Source organism: Pseudomonas sp. LjRoot277, from assembly GCF_964253845.1.
Lineage (GTDB): Bacteria > Pseudomonadota > Gammaproteobacteria > Pseudomonadales > Pseudomonadaceae > Aquipseudomonas.
The window spans coordinates 303,914-320,330 of record NZ_CAXURI020000001.1; the positions used below are offsets into that span (position 1 = coordinate 303,914).

Below are 16,417 nucleotides of genomic sequence, written 5' to 3' on the forward strand. Positions count from 1 at the left end.
ACAGGAGCAATCAAAATGAACGGCTTGAGCGATGTGCGGCTGACGTTACACAGTCAGGAACTGGCGGCAGGGCAAATCAACGGCGCACGCGAGGCGGTCATGCGCAACGCACCGACCGGCCTGAGTCGCTGGGGTCTGTTCTGGCATCGTCTGCACACGCGCAAGGTGTTGCTGGAGCTCACGACTGAGCAACTGAGGGATGTCGGGTTGAGTCGGGAGCAGGCGCGGGAGGAGGGGCTTAAACCGTTCTGGCGGATCTGAATCTTGCGGTGTTCTTTGAACCGATTCGCGAGCAAGCCCGCTCCCACATTTGATCGTTGCCGAACACAAAATCTGTGTTCACTGAGAATCTAATGTGGGAGCGGCGGTGCGACGATTCGACTTGCTCGCGAAGACGTCCGAAAGAACGCCACTGTTCTTTCAGACCAACTCCTTAAGCCGATGCCACAACATTCCCAACGCCAACAATGGCGAGCGCAAATGCTTGCCGCCAGGGAACGTGATATGCGGCACCTTTGCAAACAGATCAAACCCACCACCCTGCTGACCACTGATAGCCTCAGCCAACAACTTCCCCGCGAGGTGCGTGGCATTCACGCCATGACCGGAATAAGCCTGGGCGTAATACACATTCGGCTGATCCTTGAGCCGGCCGATCTGCGGCAGACGGTTGGCGCCGATGCCGATCATCCCGCCCCATTGATAGTCGATCTTCACCCCGGCCAGTTGCGGGAAAACCTCCAGCATCTTCGGCCGCATGTAGGCGGCGATGTCCTTCGGGTCGCGACCGGAATAGTGACAGGCGCCGCCAAACAGCAAGCGTCGGTCCGCCGAGAGCCGGTAGTAATCCAGCGCCACCCGTTGATCGCAGACCGCCATGTTCTGCGGCAGCAGCGAGTGAGCCAGCGCTTCACTCAACGGTTCGGTAGCGATGATGTAGCTGCCGGCGGGCAGCACCTTGCCGCCGAGTTCGGGATTGAGTTCATTGAGGTAGGCGTTGCAGCCCAGCACCAGCGTTTTGGCGCGAACCGAGCCCTGGGCGGTATGGACCTTGACCTCGGGGCCATGATCGATGCGGGTGACTGCCGATTGTTCGAACAGCTTCACCCCCAACTGCTGGGCGGCCGCCGCTTCGCCCAGTGCCAGGTTCAGCGGGTGCAGATGCCCCGAGCCCATGTCGATCAAACCGCCGACGTAACGGTCGGAACCCACAACGGAATGCATTTCACTGGCTTGCAGCAGCCGGGTTTCGTAACGGTAACCGAGACTGCGCAGCTCCTCGGCGTCTTCGGCAAAACCTTCGAGGTCCCGGGGCTTGTTCGCCAAATCGCAATAGCCCCAAGTCAGGTCGCAAGGGATCTGAAAACGCTCGACGCGCTGTCGGACGATTTCCACCGCTTCCAGTCCCATGAGTTTCATCTGACGCACGCCGTCCGCACCGACCACGTTAGCGAACTGATCGAGGCCATGGCCGACGCCACGAATCAACTGCCCGCCATTGCGTCCGCTGGCGCCCCAACCGATTTTGTGGGCTTCGAGCAGGATCACACTGAAGCCACGTTCGGCCAGTTCGAGCGCCGTGTTCAACCCGGAAAACCCGCCACCGACCACGCACACGTCAGCCACCAAGTCAGCTGTGAGCACCGGATGATCGGGCTGCGGCAGGCTGCTGGCGGCGTAGTAAGAAGCAGGGTGCTGGTGGTTCGGGGCCGGTTGCTGAGCACGGGCATTCATGTGCGTGTTCCTGATTCTTGTGTTTAGAAAATTTGACGGAGCATAAGCCGGACCTTCGGACACGGGCAACACTGGTCGGTTGGTGCTGTCTGGATCGGGGTTTTTCCGTCAGAATCCCGCTCTATTTCGCTTTTGGTCACCGCTTCGATGAGCTGCAACAGTCAGAAAATTCGCACGCTACGGCAGCAGATTCCCTCGTTCGAGTGCGTGCCCGGCTGCCATGACTGCTGTGGGCCGGTGACCACCTCACCGGAAGAAATGTCCCGCCTGCCGCGCAAGACCCGCGCCGAGCAGGATGCGGCGATGGATGAGCTCAACTGTGTGCACCTCGGGCCGAACGGCTGCACCGTGTATGACGAGCGGCCGCTGATCTGCCGGTTGTTCGGCACCACCAAGACCTTGCCGTGCCCGAATGGGCGGGGGCCGGTTGAGCTGATACATCCGCGGGTCGAGAAGCAGATTCATGAGTACATGGCTTCGACGCGGCAGGTTCTGGTTTAGGCGTCGCCAGCCAAAAGATCTTCAATCCGGAATCGGCAGGCTCAAACTCTCCTTAACCTCTTCCATCACGATGTAGCTCTTGGATTCGCGCACATGCGGCAGCTTGAGCAGGATGTCGCCCAGCAACTTGCGGTACGAGGCCATCTCGGAAATCCGCGCTTTCACCAGATAGTCGAAATCCCCTGACACCAAATGGCACTCCAGCACGTGGGGAAGCTTCAGGACCGCGCGTCGGAACTCTTCGAAAGTATCGCCGGATTTGTAGTCGAGGCTGATCTCGACGAATACCAGAAGACTACCCTTGAGGTGCTGCGGATTGAGCCGGGCGTTGTAGCCCATGATGATCCCTTCGCGCTCCAGCCGCCGGACCCGCTCGGTACACGGCGTGGTCGAGAGCCCGACCTTTTCCCCCAGTTCGGTGAAGGAGATACGCCCGTCCGCTTGCAGGATCCGCAGGATGTTGCGGTCGATCTTGTCCAGCTCACGTTTGGTCTGAGTGTTGGTACGCATAGGGGATGCGCCTCCGTGAAAAGCGTTTTTGCCGAGAATTCTCGCCAAATATAGGCACTTATATAGTGAAAAGCACTGCCTAATCTTTTTTACACTGCGCACATCAATGCTCGACAACTACGAACGTCAGCGGCAAGCCGCGATGAGGGATATGAAAATGCGCGTTATGGTCTTGGGTAGCGGCGTCATCGGTACCACCAGTGCTTACTATCTGGCGCGTGCCGGGTTTGAAGTGGTGGTGGTGGACCGTCAGCCGGCCGCTGCCATGGAGACCAGTTTCGCCAACGCCGGGCAGGTTTCGCCGGGTTATGCCTCGCCGTGGGCCGCACCGGGCGTGCCGCTCAAGGCCATCAAGTGGCTGTTGCAGCGCCACGCGCCGCTGGCGATCAAGGCCACCGCCGACATCGACCAATACCTGTGGATGGCGCAGATGCTGCGCAACTGCACCGCTAGCCGTTATGCGGTGAACAAGGAGCGCATGGTCCGCCTGTCCGAGTACAGCCGTGACTGCCTCGACGAATTGCGCGCCGAAACCGGCATTGCCTACGAAGGCCGCAGCCTCGGTACGACCCAATTGTTCCGCACCCAGGCTCAACTCGACGGCGCCTGGAAAGACATTGCCGTGCTGAAAGAATCCGGCGTGCCGTTCGAACTGCTCGACCGCGCCGGCATTGCCCGCGTTGAGCCGGCGCTGGCCAGCGTCACCAACATCCTCGCCGGTGCCCTGCGCCTGCCGAACGACCAGACCGGCGACTGCCAGATGTTCACGACCAAGCTCGCGGAAATGGCTGCGAACCTCGGTGTGGAATTCCGCTTCGACCAGGACATTCAACGCCTCGACTACGCCGGTGATCGCATCAACGGCGTATGGATCGACGGCAAGCTGGAAACCGCCGACCGCTACGTGCTGGCGCTCGGCAGCTACTCGCCGCAACTGCTCAAGCCGCTGGGCATCAAGGCGCCGGTGTATCCGCTCAAGGGTTACTCCCTGACCGTGCCGATCACCAACCCGGCGATGGCTCCGACCTCGACTATCCTCGACGAGACCTACAAGGTCGCAATCACCCGTTTCGACAACCGCATCCGCGTCGGTGGCATGGCTGAAATAGCCGGTTTTGACCTGTCGCTGAACCCGCGTCGGCGCGAAACCCTGGAGATGATCGTCAACGACCTCTATCCTCAGGGCGGCGATCTGGCCCAGGCCAGTTTCTGGACCGGTCTGCGTCCGACCACTCCGGACGGCACGCCGATCGTGGGTGCTACGCCGTTCAGCAATCTGTTTTTGAACACGGGTCACGGCACGCTTGGTTGGACCATGGCGTGCGGTTCCGGTCGCTTGCTGGCCGATCTGATGGCGAAGAAAACGCCGCAAATCAGCGCCGAAGGCCTCGATATTTCCCGTTATGGAAAAAAACTTCAGGAGTCTGCAAAACATGTCAATCCAGCGCCAGCTCACCAATGAGCGCATGAGCCAGATCGTAGTCCACAGCGGTACCGTGTATCTGGCAGGGCAAGTCGGCGACGATATGAACGCCGGGATTGAACAGCAGACCCGTGAAACGCTTGCCAACATCGAGCGTTTGCTGGATCTGGCCGGGACCGACAAGAGCCGTTTGCTGTCGGTGACGATTTACTTGAAAGACATTGATGCACACTTTGAAGGCATGAACGCGGTCTGGGACAAGTGGCTGCCAAAAGGCGTCGCACCGGCCCGTGCCACCGTTGAATCGAAGTTGTGCGAACCGGAAATCCTGGTTGAGCTGTCGGTTGTCGCCGCTCTGCCATAAACCCGTCTGAAAAATCCCTCTCCCGGTGCTACTGGCGGTTCACGCCGTCAGCCAGCGCCGGTTTTTCTTCCCATGACCGCCTAGAAGTCTGCCGCCATGCGTCCAGCCCGTGCCCTGATCGACCTTCAAGCCCTGCGTCACAACTACCAAATCGCCCGTGAAGTCACGGGGGCCAAGGCCCTCGCGGTGATCAAGGCCGATGCCTACGGTCATGGCGCGGTGCGTTGCGCCCAGGCGCTGGAAGCCGAGGCGGACGGGTTTGCCGTGGCTTGCATCGAAGAAGCGTTGGAGCTGCGAGCTGCCGGCATTCGTGCGCCGGTGTTGTTGCTGGAAGGTTTTTTTGAAGCCGATGAGTTGTCGCTGATCGTCGAGCATGACTTCTGGTGTGTGGTGCATTCGCTGTGGCAGCTCGAAGCCATCGAGAACGCTGCACTGAGCAAGCCGATCACGGTCTGGCTCAAGCTCGATTCGGGCATGCATCGGGTGGGCTTGCATCCAAAGGATTATCAGGCGGGCTATCAACGGCTGCTGGTCAGCGGCAAGGTGGCGAAGATTGTACTGATGAGCCACTTCGCCCGGGCCGATGAGCTGCACAGCCAGGCCAGTACCGAGCAGGTCGCGGTGTTCGAAGCGGCGCGTCAGGGCTTATCGGCTGAAGTCAGCCTGCGCAACTCGCCGGCAGTGCTCGGTTGGCCACAGATTCCCAGTGACTGGGTTCGCCCGGGCATCATGCTCTACGGCGCGACTCCGTTTGAAGAAGCCAACGCCGTGGCGTCCCGCCTGCAACCGGTGATGACCCTCGAATCGAAAGTGATTTGCGTGCGTGAACTGCCGGCCGGCGAGCCGATCGGTTACGGCGCCACATTCATCACCCAGAAACCGATGCGCGTGGGCGTGGTGGCCATGGGTTACGCCGATGGCTACCCACGTCAGGCACCGACAGGAACGCCCGTGATGGTTGCCGGGCAGCGCAGCCAGTTGATTGGCCGGGTGTCGATGGACATGCTCTGCATTGACCTGACCGATGTGCCGCAAGCCGGCCTCGGTTCGACCGTCGAGTTGTGGGGCAAAAACATACTCGCCAGTGACGTGGCCGCGGCTGCGGGCACGATTCCTTACCAGATCTTCTGCAACCTGCGCCGGGTGCCAATGCTCTATTCCGGGGCTTAGGTCAAAGCACGCCGACCGAAAGTCGCTTCGCCGAACAGGATTCAGGTCCAAGTGTTGTAAATACTGAACGCTGTCGCCATGATAACGCTCAATATTCCAACAACCTGAATCCCTGGAGGCTCCAGCATTGGACGTCGGTGAACGACTGCAATCCATCCGTAAGCTCAAAGGACTTTCCCAGCGTGAACTCGCCAAACGCGCGGGCGTCACCAACAGCACCATTTCGATGATCGAGAAGAACAGCGTCAGCCCCTCGATCAGTTCGCTGAGGAAGGTACTGGGCGGGATTCCCATGTCCATGGTCGAGTTCTTTTCCGAAGAGATCCTGCAGGAAAAACCGACTCAGATCGTCTACAAAGCCAACGAGCTGATCGATATTTCCGATGGCGCAGTGACCATGAAACTGGTCGGCAGGGCTCATCCGAGTCGGGCCATCGCGTTCCTCAACGAAATCTACCCGCCAGGCGCCGACACCGGTGACGAGATGCTCACCCATGAGGGCGAGGAAACCGGGATTCTGCTTGAAGGTCGGCTTGAACTGGTGGTGGGGCTTGAAACTTTTGTGCTCGAAGCCGGCGACAGCTACTACTTTGAAAGTACTAAACCGCACCGTTTCCGTAATCCGTTCGATGCGCCAGCGCGACTAATCAGCGCAGCGACTCCAGCGAATTTCTAAGAAAAGAGGCGTCCCGCGAGCATTGCGGAGGTGCCCGAGTTGTTTTTCCGCCACGCATAAGACCCCTTCGACTTTAGGGTTGTTTCAGTGTGGCGGGCTTATCGTTATACTTGCGCCCGCCTGCGAACCGTGGCCGTGGGCGTGACTAGCCACCATTGAGGGTGAACGCGTGAATCTAATTATGAAAATGCTGGCCGTACCAGCAACCGTATTGGCCCTTTGGGCAGTCAGCGCACAAGCTGCGACCAACGACGAAATTGCTAAACGCCTTGAGCCAGTCGGCCAGGTTTGCGTTCAGGGTAAAGAGTGCAAGGGGATGGAAGTCGCTGCTTCTGCTGGCGGCGGTGGTGGTGCCAAAACTCCTGACGAAGTGATTGCCAAACATTGCAACGCTTGCCACGGCACCGGCCTGTTGGGCGCGCCGAAAATCGGTGATGCTGCCGCTTGGGGCGAGCGCGCCAAGAAGGAAGGCGGTGTTGACGGTTTACTGGCGAAAGCAATCTCCGGCCTCAATGCAATGCCTCCAAAAGGCACCTGCGCCGATTGCGCAGACGCCGAGCTCAAAGGCGCCATCCAGAAGATGTCCGGCCTGAAATAAGCCTCCATCTTCATCAAAAAGCCGCTTTCGAGCGGCTTTTTTGTGCCTGCGATTTACGCCTGAGACTGTTCATTGCAGCAAAGACCCGGCAAGCTCGATCCAACCCCAATTCACGGAATGTAAGGGAGGATCAGATGGTGCAGCTGTGTTCTATCGAGCAAGCGGTCGATGATGTCCTGGCACGGTTGCCGGCGCATATCCACATGGGCCTGCCCCTCGGTCTGGGCAAACCCAACCACTTCGTCAACGCGCTGTTTCAACGCATCGCGCAGTTGCCCGAACGGCAGCTGACGATCTACACCGCCCTGTGCCTGGGCCGTCCTTCTTTGGGCGACGGTTTGCAAAAGCGTTTTCTCGAACCCTTCATCGAGCGGGTTTTCGGCGATTATCCGGAACTGGATTTCCTCGCCGACCTGCATCGCGACAGCCTGCCGTCCAACATCCATGTCCAGCAATTTTTCATGCAGCCCGGCAGCCTGCTCCACAGCGCACAGGCCCAGCAGGATTACGTCAGCAGCAATTACAGCCACGCCGCTCGAGACATCAACGCCGCCGGGTTGAACCTGGTGGCGCAATTGGTGGCCAGCCACAGCGAACATCCCGACCGCCTGAGCCTGAGCTGCAACCCGGACATCACCCTCGACTTGTTCCCGATGATCGCCAAGCGTAGGGCGGCGGGGGAGACGATCCTGCTGGTGGGCCAGGTGCACAACGATTTGCCGTACATGCCGGGCGATGCCGAAATCGGTATCGACACGTTCGACCTGCTGATCGACGAAAAGGACAGCACCACACTGTTCTCCACGCCGAACATGCCGGTGGGTTTCCAGGATCACTTCATCGGGCTGCACGCCAGCACGCTGGTGCGCGACGGCGGCACCTTGCAGATTGGCATCGGTGCCATGGGCGATGCGCTGACCGCTGCGCTGCTGGCGCGGCAGGCCGACAATGACGGTTACAAGGCGTTGCTGGCGGACGTCAATCTCAGCCAGTGGGCGCAACTCATCGACCGCGAAGGCGGCGTCGAACCTTTCGCCAAAGGCCTGTATGGTTGCAGCGAAATGTTCGTCAACGGCTTGCTGGTGCTGGCCGATGCCGGGATCGTGCGGCGCAAGGTCTATCCGGATGTGCCGACCCAGCAACAGGCGAATGCCGGCACGCTGGACGAAGCCGCGCAGACTGACGGCATATCGGTGCATGGCGGTTTTTTTCTTGGGCCGCGCAGTTTCTATGAGCGCCTGCGCGAGCTGCCGCACAGCAAGCGGCTTGAGTTCAACATGACCCGCATCAGCTACATCAATGAGCTCTACGGTCAGGAAGAACTTAAACGCTTGCAGCGCCTCGATGCACGTTTCATCAACACCGCCTTCACGATGACCCTGCTTGGCGCAGCCGTATCGGATCAGCTCGAAGACGGGCGAGTACTCAGCGGTGTCGGCGGGCAATACAACTTCGTCGCCCAAGGCCATGCACTGGAGGGCGCGCGTTCGGTGCTGCTCCTGCGCAGCTGGCGCGAGTCGGGTGGTGAGGTCAGTTCGAACATCGTCTGGGAGTATGGCCATTGCACAATCCCGCGACACCTGCGAGACATCGTGGTCACCGAGTACGGTATCGCCGATCTGCGGGGCAAGACCGATGCGGCGGTGATCGAGGCGTTGCTGAACATCAGCGACTCACGTTTCCAGCCGGGGTTGATCGAACAGGCTCAGGCCGTCGGCAAGTTACCGAAGCATTTCCGTATCGATCCACGGTTTGCCGACAACAGTCCGCAGCGTTTGCAGGTCATTCAGGCGCGGCATCCGCAGTTGTTTCCGGAGTATCCGTTGGGCTGTGACTTCACCGCTGAGGAGAAGGACCTATTGCGGGCGCTGAACTGGTTGAAGAGCAAGTTCAAGCTCACGGAGATTCTGGAACTGGGCAAGGCCGCGCTGGATGCGCCAGAACCTTCATCGTTTCCCGAACATCTGGAGCGGATGAAGCTGACCAACCCGGAAGGGCTAAAAGAGGATTTGTTTCAGCGGCTGTTGCTCACCGGCCTGAAAGCCACCACGCAATAACGCCCAACGCAAAACCAACTGTGGGAGCCAGCAGGCTGGCTCCCACAGGGGAAATGCGGTGCTGCTGGTTACTCGATGAAGGTTACAACGCCATCCTTCAGCGACTGCACGCGAGCCAGGGATTCAACGCGATAACCTTGCGCGTCCAGTTCCGCACGGCCGCCCTGGAACGACTTCTCGATCACGATACCCAAACCCGCGACGGTAGCGCCGGCCTGTTTGATGATCGAGATCAGCGCTTGCGACGCCTTACCGTTGGCCAAAAAGTCATCGATGATCAGCACGCGGTCGCTGCTGGTCAGGTGGCGCGGGGAAATCGCCACGGTGCTTTCGGTCTGCTTGGTGAACGAGTAAACGGTCGCCGACAGCAGGTTTTCGGTCAGGGTCAGGGACTGATGCTTGCGCGCAAAAATCACCGGCACGCCGAGGTTCAGACCGGTCATGATCGCCGGTGCAATGCCCGAGGCTTCGATGGTGACAATCTTGGTGATGCCCGAATCCTTGAACAACGTGGCGAATTCGTCGCCGATCAGCTTCATCAGGGCCGGGTCGATCTGGTGGTTCAGAAAGGCGTCGACTTTCAGGACCTGGTCGGAAAGCACGATGCCTTCTTCGCGGATTTTCTTGTGCAGTGCTTCCATGAAGCGTTCCTCTAAGGACGGCTATGCGTCTAAGGCTGGTTAAAAAGTAGTCGATTCTAGCGCTTTAACATCGCGCGTATATCCGCCAATGCGGTATTCCCGCGAACGGCTTTGACTTCGACGGGTGTGTCGTCGGTGCCTTCCCAGGCCAGGTCGTCCGGTGGCAGCTCATCGAGGAAGCGGCTCGGCGCGCAGTCGATGATCTCGCCGTATTGCTTACGCTTGGCGGCGAAGGTGAAGGCCAGGGTCTGACGTGCGCGGGTAATGCCCACGTAGGCCAGCCGACGTTCTTCTTCGATGGTGTCGGCTTCGATACTGGAGCGGTGCGGGAGGATTTCCTCTTCCATGCCCATGATGAACACGTAAGGAAATTCCAGGCCTTTGGAGGCGTGCAAGGTCATCATCTGCACACCTTCGGCGCCGTCTTCCTCTTCCTGCTGACGTTCCAGCATGTCGCGCAGGACGAGTTTGCCGATGGCGTCTTCGACGGTCATCTCGCCTTCTTCGTCTTTTTCGAGGGTGTTCTTCAACGCCTCGATCAGGAACCAGACGTTACCCATGCGGTAGTCGGCGGCCTTGTCGCTGGAGCTGTTGGTGCGCAGCCAGTTCTCGTAGTCGATGTCCATGACCATGCTGCGCAGCGCCGAGATCGGGTCTTCGCCGGCGCATTGCTCGCGGACCTTGTCCATGAAGCGCTTGAAGCGCGACAGACGATCGGTGAAGCGCGTATCCAGATGTTCGCCCAGACCGATTTCGTCGGTGGCGGCGTACATCGAGATTTTGCGTTCGGTGGCGTAGTTGCCGAGCTTTTCCAGCGTGGTCGAACCGATCTCCCGGCGTGGGACGTTGATCACCCGCAGGAAGGCGTTGTCGTCGTCGGGGTTCACGATCAGGCGGAAGTAGGCCATCAGGTCTTTCACTTCCTGACGTCCGAAAAAGCTGTTGCCGCCGGAAAGTCGATACGGAATCTGGTGGTGTTGCAGCTTCAGCTCGATCAGCTTGGCCTGGTAGTTACCGCGATACAGGATCGCAAAATCGCTGTAGGGCCGATCCGTGCGCAAGTGCAGGGTCAGCAGTTCCACGGCCACGCGCTCGGCTTCGGCGTCTTCGTTGCGGCAACGGATCACGCGGATCTCGTCGCCGTGGCCCATCTCGCTCCACAGCTGCTTTTCGAATTCGTGCGGGTTGTTCGAGATCAGCACGTTGGCGCAACGCAGGATGCGGCTGGTGGAGCGATAGTTTTGCTCCAGCATCACCACTTTCAGGGACGGGTAATCGTCCTTGAGCAGCATCAGGTTTTCCGGCCGCGCGCCGCGCCAGGCATAAATCGACTGGTCGTCATCGCCCACCACAGTGAACTGGTTGCGTATGCCGATGAGCAGCTTCACCAGCAAATACTGGCTGGCGTTGGTGTCCTGGTATTCGTCCACCAGCAGGTAGCGGACTTTGTTCTGCCATTTTTCGAGGATGTCGGCGTGTTCCTGGAACAGCTTCACCGGCAGCAGGATCAGGTCGTCGAAGTCCACCGCGTTGAACGCCTTGAGCGTGCGCTGATAGTGGGTGTAGACGATGGCGGCGGTCTGTTCCTTGGGGTTGCGCGCGTTTTCCAGGGCTTCGGGCGGCAGGATCAGGTCGTTTTTCCACGAGCCGATCATGTTCTTGATCTCGTCGACGCCGTCGTCGCCCGAGTATTCCTTCTGCATGATGTCGGTCATCAAGGCTTTGACATCGGTCTCGTCGAAGATCGAGAAACCCGGCTTGTAGCCCAGCCGCACATGTTCCTTGCGGATGATGTTCAGGCCCAGATTGTGGAAGGTGCAGACGGTCAGGCCGCGGCCTTCGCCGCCCTTGAGCAGGGTGCCGACCCGTTCCTTCATCTCGCGCGCGGCCTTGTTGGTAAAGGTCATGGCGACGATGTACTGGGCGCGGATGCCACAGGTCTGGATCAGGTGGGCGATCTTGCGCGTGATCACGCTGGTCTTGCCGGAGCCTGCGCCGGCGAGCACCAAAAGAGGGCCGCCGACGTAGCTCACGGCTTCTTGCTGCCGGGGATTGAGTCGGGACATATGAAATCAGGGAGTCGTTTGCGAAATGGGCCGGCATTTTAACAGGCTCAGCGAATTGTGCTGCTCTCTCCGACTTGTGACGCAGCACGCTATCTATATTTGCCGGTTTTGATACTTTCACGCAGGATGCGCGGTGAGTTTGCGTCTAATGTTCGTAATTCCGGATACAAAGCCGCGTTTGTTAACCGGTGTCATTTGGTCATTGGTTATCGGCGCTGCATAATGCCGCCGCCTACATCTTTGCAGAGTCTAGGGAGCTAGCTTGTCTACGCCTGTCGAACCCTTGCGTTTGCTGCTACTGGCCGAAGAGCCAGCGTGGGCAGCGTTGTTGCGCGAGTGTCTGGCTCCGATGGGGAGCTCGACCGTGCTGATCAGCGCGCCGAGCTGGGAGTCGGTCAGCAGTCTGTTCGATGACAACCGCGGTGCGGTGTTGTTGACGACTCCAGCGCTTCAACCTCTACCTGGCCGTTGCAGCCTGCCGACGGTATTGCTGCTCGAGCATGAACCACTGGCGCCGCCCGATGGGGTGAGCGACTGGCTGGTACGCGATCACCTTGATCCCGGCATGTTGCGCCGGTGCCTGCGCCATGTGCGTGAGCGCGGCCTGCTGGAAAACACCCTGCAGCGCCTGGCCGAGCAAGATCCGCTGACCGGCATCGCCAACCGCCAGGGTTTCCAGACCTTGCTGGCGGCACGCCTGGCGGAAAACGACGGCCGCGGGCTGGCCCTCGGTCACCTTGATCTCGACAACTTCCGTCACGCCAACGATGCCCTCGGCCACCAGGCCGGTGACCGGTTGATCTTGCAAGTGGTCGCACGGCTGAAAAGCCAGCTTGAGGCCAGCGATCAGTTGGCCCGACTGGGCAGTGATGAGTTCGCCCTGCTGATCGACACCCGCCGCGCGCCTCAGCGCGCCGAATGGATGGCCGAGCGCATTACCGAAGCGCTGGCCGAGCCTTACTGGGTCGACGGCGAAAGCCTGTTGATCGGTTCCAGCCTGGGCATCGCCCACGCCCGGGCCCAGGCCGGCGCCGACCCGCTGATGTGGCACGCACACATCGCCATGCAGCAGGCCAAAAGTACTCAGGGCTGTACCTTCCACATCTTCAACGAACGCATCAATCGCAATGCCCGCAGCATAGCCGACCTCGAAAGCGAGCTGCGCCGGGCGTTGCGCCGGGATGAACTGGAACTGCATTACCAGCCACGCCTGAACCTTGAGGACGGGCAGATCGTCGGTCTCGAAGCCTTGGTGCGCTGGCGTCATGGCGAGCGCGGCTTGCTGCCACCCAGCGAATTCGTGCCGCTGGCCGAGCAGAGCGGCTTGATAGTGCCGCTCGGTTACTGGGTGATTTCCCGCGCCTTGCGCGACATGCAAGCGTTGCGTGAACGGGGTTTGCCGGCGTTGCACATGGCGATCAACCTGTCGTTCCGGCAGTTTCAGGACAGCCAGTTACTCTCGACACTGAGTCGGTTGATTGCCGAGCGCGGCGTCGATGCGCAATGGCTGGAGTTCGAACTGACTGAAACCGCGGTGATGCGCCGCAGCGATCTGGTCAAACAGACCATGGATGCGTTGGGGCGTCTGGGTGTGCGCTTTTCCCTGGACGACTTCGGCACCGGTTTCTCTTCGTTTGTGCACCTCAACAGCCTGCCGATTGCGTTGTTGAAGGTCGACAAGAGCTTTGTCGGCGGCATGGAACAGCGCGAAGAGAATCGCAAACTGGTCCACGCGATGATCAATCTGGCGCACAACCTCAATCTTGAAGTGGTCGCCGAAGGCGTAGAAACGCCGGAGCAACTGGATCTGTTGCGCGGGTTTGGCTGCGATCAGGTGCAAGGGTATTTGATCAGCAAGCCGTTGCCGCTGGCGGAGCTGGTTGAGTATTTGAGCTTTGGCAGCAGTCAGCAGCCTGCACTGGAAGTCGTGAACTAACCACGGACAAATGTGGGAGCGGGCTTGCTCGCGAAGAGGCCGTGTCAGTCAACATCAATGTCGACTGACACACCGCCTTCGCGAGCAAGCCCGCTCCCACAAGGGATCTCAGTCCGGCTGGGCGACCGGGAAACTATTCCGCGGCGCAGGCTCCCGACGGATCATCTTTTTCATCTTCCACTCAAACGCCAGCGTCAGGCTCACCGCCGCGCACGCCAGTCCCAGCGCCAATCCCCACCAGACGCCTGTCGGCCCCCAATTCAAATGGAAGGCCATCCACCAGGCGGCTGGCGCGCCAATCAGCCAATAGCAGCCCAAACCCACCAGGAACGTGGTCTTGGCATCCTTGAGCCCGCGAATGCAGCCCATGGCGATGGTTTGCGTGCCGTCGAACAGCTCGAACCACGCGGCGACCGCCAACAGGCTCACAGCCAGGTTGATGACGTCGCGAAACGCCGGGTCGTTGTGGTCCAGGAACAAACCGATCAACTGATTCGGCAGCAACCAGAAGACCATGGCGAAGGCCAGCATCGCCGCCGCGCCAAAGGCGATGCCGACCCGTCCGGCCAGCCGTGCATTCAGCAGTTGCCCGGCGCCGTAGTGCTGGCCGATGCGCATGGTTATCGCATAGGAAATCCCCGCCGGAACCATGAATGCTACCGAGACGATTTGCAGGGCAATCTGGTGTGCGCCCATTTGCGTACTGCCCATGGTGCCCATGCACAGCGCGGCGAACGCAAACAGTCCGACTTCCACCGCGTAGGTGCCACCAATCGGCAGTCCCAGGCGCCACAGTTCCTTGAGGTATTGACGGTCAGGTCGCGACAGGCCCTGACGCAAGGGAAAAGCGTCGTAGGCCGGATGTCGACGGATGTGCCAGGCCAGCGCCAGCGCCATGCAGTTGGCGACAACAGCGGTGACCAGCCCGATGCCCATCAGCCCCAGTTTCGGCAGGCCGAACATGCCGGTTATCAACGCGTAATTCAGCAGGAAGTTGGCCACGGTGCCGCTGAGGCTGATGACCATCACTGGCGTCGCGCGGCCAATGGCGCTGGTGAAGCCGCGCAGGGCCATGAAGCTCAGGTAGCCGGGCAGGGCGAACGGCAGGATCAGCAGGAACTGACCGGCCGCGTGGACATTGGTTTCGGTCTGGCCGAACAGCAGCAACACCGGTTTGAGGTTCCACAGCAGCAGCCCGGCCACCAACGCCATCAACCACGCCAGCCATAACCCGGCCTGGGTCAGCCTGGTGGCGCCGACGATGTCGCCGGCTCCCTGACGGATGGCCACGAGGGTGCCGACCGCGGCGATCACGCCAATGCAGAAAATCGACACGAACGAGTAAGTCGCTGCGCCCAGACCGCCACCGGCCAGCGCCTCTGGACTCAGGCGCGCCATCATCAAGGTGTCGGTGAGGACCATCAGCATGTGCGCCAACTGCGAGGCAATCAACGGCCCCGACAGCCGCAGGATGGCCCAGAGTTCGGTACGTGCTGGATGCTGCATGGTCATCACGCTCGATAATTAAAGAGGGACAGGAAAGCGTCGATTCTCGGCGCTCTACGGGGTTTGCACAAAGGGATAAAAAGGATGGGTTGCATGATTCAAACTCATGCTGGAGAGTTTCTGCTAGGGTGACCGAATCTCGCTATAGGAGCTTTCCCGATGTCCCGTCGTCTTCCTCCCTTGTATGCCCTGCGCGCATTCGAAGCGGCGGCGCGGCACAGTTCGTTTACCCGCGCTGCTGAAGAACTGTCGATCACCCAAAGCGCGGTCAGCCGGCACATTCGTACGCTCGAAGAGCATTTTGCCTGTCGGCTGTTTCACCGCAGCGGACGCAATCTGCAACTGACCGAGTCGGCGCGGCTGATCCTGCCCGGCATTCGAGAAGGCTTCACCGCCCTGGAGCGGGCCTGCAATACCTTGCGCGCCGAAGATGACATCCTGCGCATGAAAGCGCCGTCGACCCTGACCATGCGCTGGCTGCTGGCACGGCTCAGCCGCTTTCGGCACCTGCAACCGGGCAACGAGGTGCAATTGACCAGCGCCTGGATGGACGTCGACTCGGTGGACTTCAACCATGAACCGTTCGACTGCGCTGTCATTCTCAGCAACGGAAATTTCCCGCCGGACTGGGAGGCGAGTTTCCTGTTCCCGGAAGAGCTGATTCCAGTCGGCGCACCTAATCTTCTGCAGGATCAACCGTGGGATGTCGCACGGTTGGCCAATGCCGAACTGCTGCACCCGACACCGGATCGTCGCGACTGGCGCAGTTGGCTGGAACGCATGGGACTGGCGGATCAGGTGTCGCTCAAGGGCGGGCAGGTGTTCGACACGCTGGAACTGGGCATGATCGCCGCCGCCCGAGGTTATGGCGTGTCCATGGGCGATCTGCTGATGGTGGCGGAAGATGTGGCTCAGGGACGTCTGAGTCTGCCGTGGCCGACGGCCGTCGCCAGCGGTGAGAAATATTACCTGGTTTGGCCGAAAACTCGCCCCGGTGGTGAACGTTTGCGCAGGCTCAGCGACTTCCTGCAAGGCGAAGCCCGAGCAATGGAATTGCCCGACGTTCAACACTTGGGCTGAATCGATAGAGCCGCCGCAATGGCGGCCTTGAGCCATATCCCGGCTAATTACTCAAGTATTCAGATTTTCCGCCGAAAATTCAGGTGGAACCTTCGTGCAGGTTCGACGCAATTCCCATTATTAGAATTTTGCTGAGTGTGCAGCCAGATCAAGGA

Annotated in this window: 15 protein-coding genes; 10 read left to right on the forward strand and 5 right to left on the reverse strand. The window is 60.0% G+C overall.

All coding sequences use genetic code 11. The annotated features are described in order from the left end of the window. The first annotated feature begins 15 nt into the window (after positions 1 to 15). Positions 16 to 261: a DUF1127 domain-containing protein gene (locus ACSQ87_RS01445; RefSeq protein WP_223429557.1), complete on the forward strand. Its 246-nt coding sequence runs from the start codon at positions 16 to 18 to the stop codon at positions 259 to 261. A 159-nt stretch (positions 262 to 420) separates the two neighbouring features. Here the strand turns inward: ACSQ87_RS01445 and ACSQ87_RS01450 are convergent, their stop codons facing one another. Next, a complete protein-coding gene (locus tag ACSQ87_RS01450) occupies positions 421 to 1,734 on the reverse strand; it encodes an NAD(P)/FAD-dependent oxidoreductase (protein ID WP_436273225.1) in 1,314 nt (437 codons plus the stop codon). A gap of 147 nt (positions 1,735 to 1,881) precedes the next feature. Here ACSQ87_RS01450 and ACSQ87_RS01455 point away from each other — a divergent pair, with 147 nt between their 5' ends. Further along, the gene (locus tag ACSQ87_RS01455) at positions 1,882 to 2,235 is read left to right on the forward strand and encodes a YkgJ family cysteine cluster protein (protein ID WP_007947437.1); all 354 of its coding nucleotides are present in this window, start codon (positions 1,882 to 1,884) and stop codon (positions 2,233 to 2,235) included. A gap of 21 nt (positions 2,236 to 2,256) precedes the next feature. Here the strand turns inward: ACSQ87_RS01455 and ACSQ87_RS01460 are convergent, their stop codons facing one another. Beyond that, the gene (locus ACSQ87_RS01460; protein ID WP_003177284.1) at positions 2,257 to 2,745 is read right to left on the reverse strand and encodes an Lrp/AsnC ligand binding domain-containing protein; all 489 of its coding nucleotides are present in this window, start codon (positions 2,743 to 2,745) and stop codon (positions 2,257 to 2,259) included. Positions 2,746 to 2,902: 157 nt separating this feature from the next. Between ACSQ87_RS01460 and dadA the strand changes: the two genes are divergently transcribed. The 6 genes from dadA (at position 2,903) to ACSQ87_RS01490 (ending at position 9,033) form a co-directional block, all read left to right on the forward strand. Then, complete coding sequence (gene dadA, locus ACSQ87_RS01465; protein WP_436273226.1) at positions 2,903 to 4,207, forward strand: D-amino acid dehydrogenase; 1,305 nt, start codon at positions 2,903 to 2,905, stop codon at positions 4,205 to 4,207. Continuing rightward, positions 4,179 to 4,532: a RidA family protein gene (locus tag ACSQ87_RS01470; RefSeq protein WP_008150191.1), complete on the forward strand. Its 354-nt coding sequence runs from the start codon at positions 4,179 to 4,181 to the stop codon at positions 4,530 to 4,532. Before dadA ends, ACSQ87_RS01470 begins: the two co-directional genes overlap by 29 nt. Positions 4,533 to 4,628: 96 nt before the next feature. Beyond that, complete coding sequence (gene alr, locus ACSQ87_RS01475) at positions 4,629 to 5,702, forward strand: alanine racemase (RefSeq protein ID WP_436273227.1); 1,074 nt, start codon at positions 4,629 to 4,631, stop codon at positions 5,700 to 5,702. A gap of 127 nt (positions 5,703 to 5,829) precedes the next feature. Then, positions 5,830 to 6,378, forward strand: coding sequence for a cupin domain-containing protein (locus ACSQ87_RS01480; protein ID WP_008150195.1), 549 nt, complete (start codon positions 5,830 to 5,832; stop codon positions 6,376 to 6,378). 181 nt (positions 6,379 to 6,559) lie between these two features. After that, complete coding sequence (locus tag ACSQ87_RS01485) at positions 6,560 to 6,976, forward strand: c-type cytochrome (protein WP_111448290.1); 417 nt, start codon at positions 6,560 to 6,562, stop codon at positions 6,974 to 6,976. A 134-nt stretch (positions 6,977 to 7,110) separates the two neighbouring features. Further along, on the forward strand, positions 7,111 to 9,033 hold the full coding sequence (locus ACSQ87_RS01490; RefSeq protein WP_436273228.1) for an acetyl-CoA hydrolase/transferase C-terminal domain-containing protein: 1,923 nt from the start codon (positions 7,111 to 7,113) through the stop codon (positions 9,031 to 9,033). Positions 9,034 to 9,101: 68 nt separating this feature from the next. On the opposite strand, the gene ACSQ87_RS01495 is transcribed toward ACSQ87_RS01490, so the two are convergent. Both ACSQ87_RS01495 and rep read right to left on the reverse strand, forming a co-directional pair. Further along, the gene (locus tag ACSQ87_RS01495) at positions 9,102 to 9,674 is read right to left on the reverse strand and encodes a xanthine phosphoribosyltransferase (protein WP_007934646.1); all 573 of its coding nucleotides are present in this window, start codon (positions 9,672 to 9,674) and stop codon (positions 9,102 to 9,104) included. A gap of 56 nt (positions 9,675 to 9,730) precedes the next feature. Then, positions 9,731 to 11,740, reverse strand: coding sequence for a DNA helicase Rep (gene rep / locus ACSQ87_RS01500; protein WP_150657671.1), 2,010 nt, complete (start codon positions 11,738 to 11,740; stop codon positions 9,731 to 9,733). A 262-nt stretch (positions 11,741 to 12,002) separates the two neighbouring features. Here rep and ACSQ87_RS01505 point away from each other — a divergent pair, with 262 nt between their 5' ends. Next, positions 12,003 to 13,676, forward strand: coding sequence for a putative bifunctional diguanylate cyclase/phosphodiesterase (locus ACSQ87_RS01505; RefSeq protein ID WP_223429551.1), 1,674 nt, complete (start codon positions 12,003 to 12,005; stop codon positions 13,674 to 13,676). A gap of 108 nt (positions 13,677 to 13,784) precedes the next feature. Here the strand turns inward: ACSQ87_RS01505 and ACSQ87_RS01510 are convergent, their stop codons facing one another. Beyond that, entirely contained in the window at positions 13,785 to 15,182 is a 1,398-nt protein-coding gene (locus tag ACSQ87_RS01510) for a NorM family multidrug efflux MATE transporter (protein WP_223429550.1), read from the reverse strand. A 159-nt stretch (positions 15,183 to 15,341) separates the two neighbouring features. Between ACSQ87_RS01510 and ACSQ87_RS01515 the strand changes: the two genes are divergently transcribed. Next, positions 15,342 to 16,262, forward strand: a complete 921-nt coding sequence (locus tag ACSQ87_RS01515; RefSeq protein ID WP_046045061.1) for a LysR substrate-binding domain-containing protein — start codon at positions 15,342 to 15,344, stop codon at positions 16,260 to 16,262. The last annotated feature ends 155 nt before the right edge of the window (positions 16,263 to 16,417 follow it).

Bases quoted from the DNA above. Each gene is read 5' to 3' on its own strand.
- ACSQ87_RS01445 (WP_223429557.1), top strand. From the start codon at position 16: ATGAACGGCTTGAGCGATGTGCGGCTGACGTTACACAGTCAGGAACTG.
- ACSQ87_RS01450 (WP_436273225.1), bottom strand. From the start codon at position 1,734: ATGAATGCCCGTGCTCAGCAACCGGCCCCGAACCACCAGCACCCTGCT.
- ACSQ87_RS01455 (WP_007947437.1), top strand. From the start codon at position 1,882: ATGAGCTGCAACAGTCAGAAAATTCGCACGCTACGGCAGCAGATTCCC.
- ACSQ87_RS01460 (WP_003177284.1), bottom strand. From the start codon at position 2,745: ATGCGTACCAACACTCAGACCAAACGTGAGCTGGACAAGATCGACCGC.
- dadA (WP_436273226.1), top strand. From the start codon at position 2,903: ATGCGCGTTATGGTCTTGGGTAGCGGCGTCATCGGTACCACCAGTGCT.
- ACSQ87_RS01470 (WP_008150191.1), top strand. From the start codon at position 4,179: ATGTCAATCCAGCGCCAGCTCACCAATGAGCGCATGAGCCAGATCGTA.
- alr (WP_436273227.1), top strand. From the start codon at position 4,629: ATGCGTCCAGCCCGTGCCCTGATCGACCTTCAAGCCCTGCGTCACAAC.
- ACSQ87_RS01485 (WP_111448290.1), top strand. From the start codon at position 6,560: ATGAAAATGCTGGCCGTACCAGCAACCGTATTGGCCCTTTGGGCAGTC.
- ACSQ87_RS01490 (WP_436273228.1), top strand. From the start codon at position 7,111: ATGGTGCAGCTGTGTTCTATCGAGCAAGCGGTCGATGATGTCCTGGCA.
- ACSQ87_RS01495 (WP_007934646.1), bottom strand. From the start codon at position 9,674: ATGGAAGCACTGCACAAGAAAATCCGCGAAGAAGGCATCGTGCTTTCC.
- rep (WP_150657671.1), bottom strand. From the start codon at position 11,740: ATGTCCCGACTCAATCCCCGGCAGCAAGAAGCCGTGAGCTACGTCGGC.
- ACSQ87_RS01510 (WP_223429550.1), bottom strand. From the start codon at position 15,182: ATGCAGCATCCAGCACGTACCGAACTCTGGGCCATCCTGCGGCTGTCG.
- ACSQ87_RS01515 (WP_046045061.1), top strand. From the start codon at position 15,342: ATGTCCCGTCGTCTTCCTCCCTTGTATGCCCTGCGCGCATTCGAAGCG.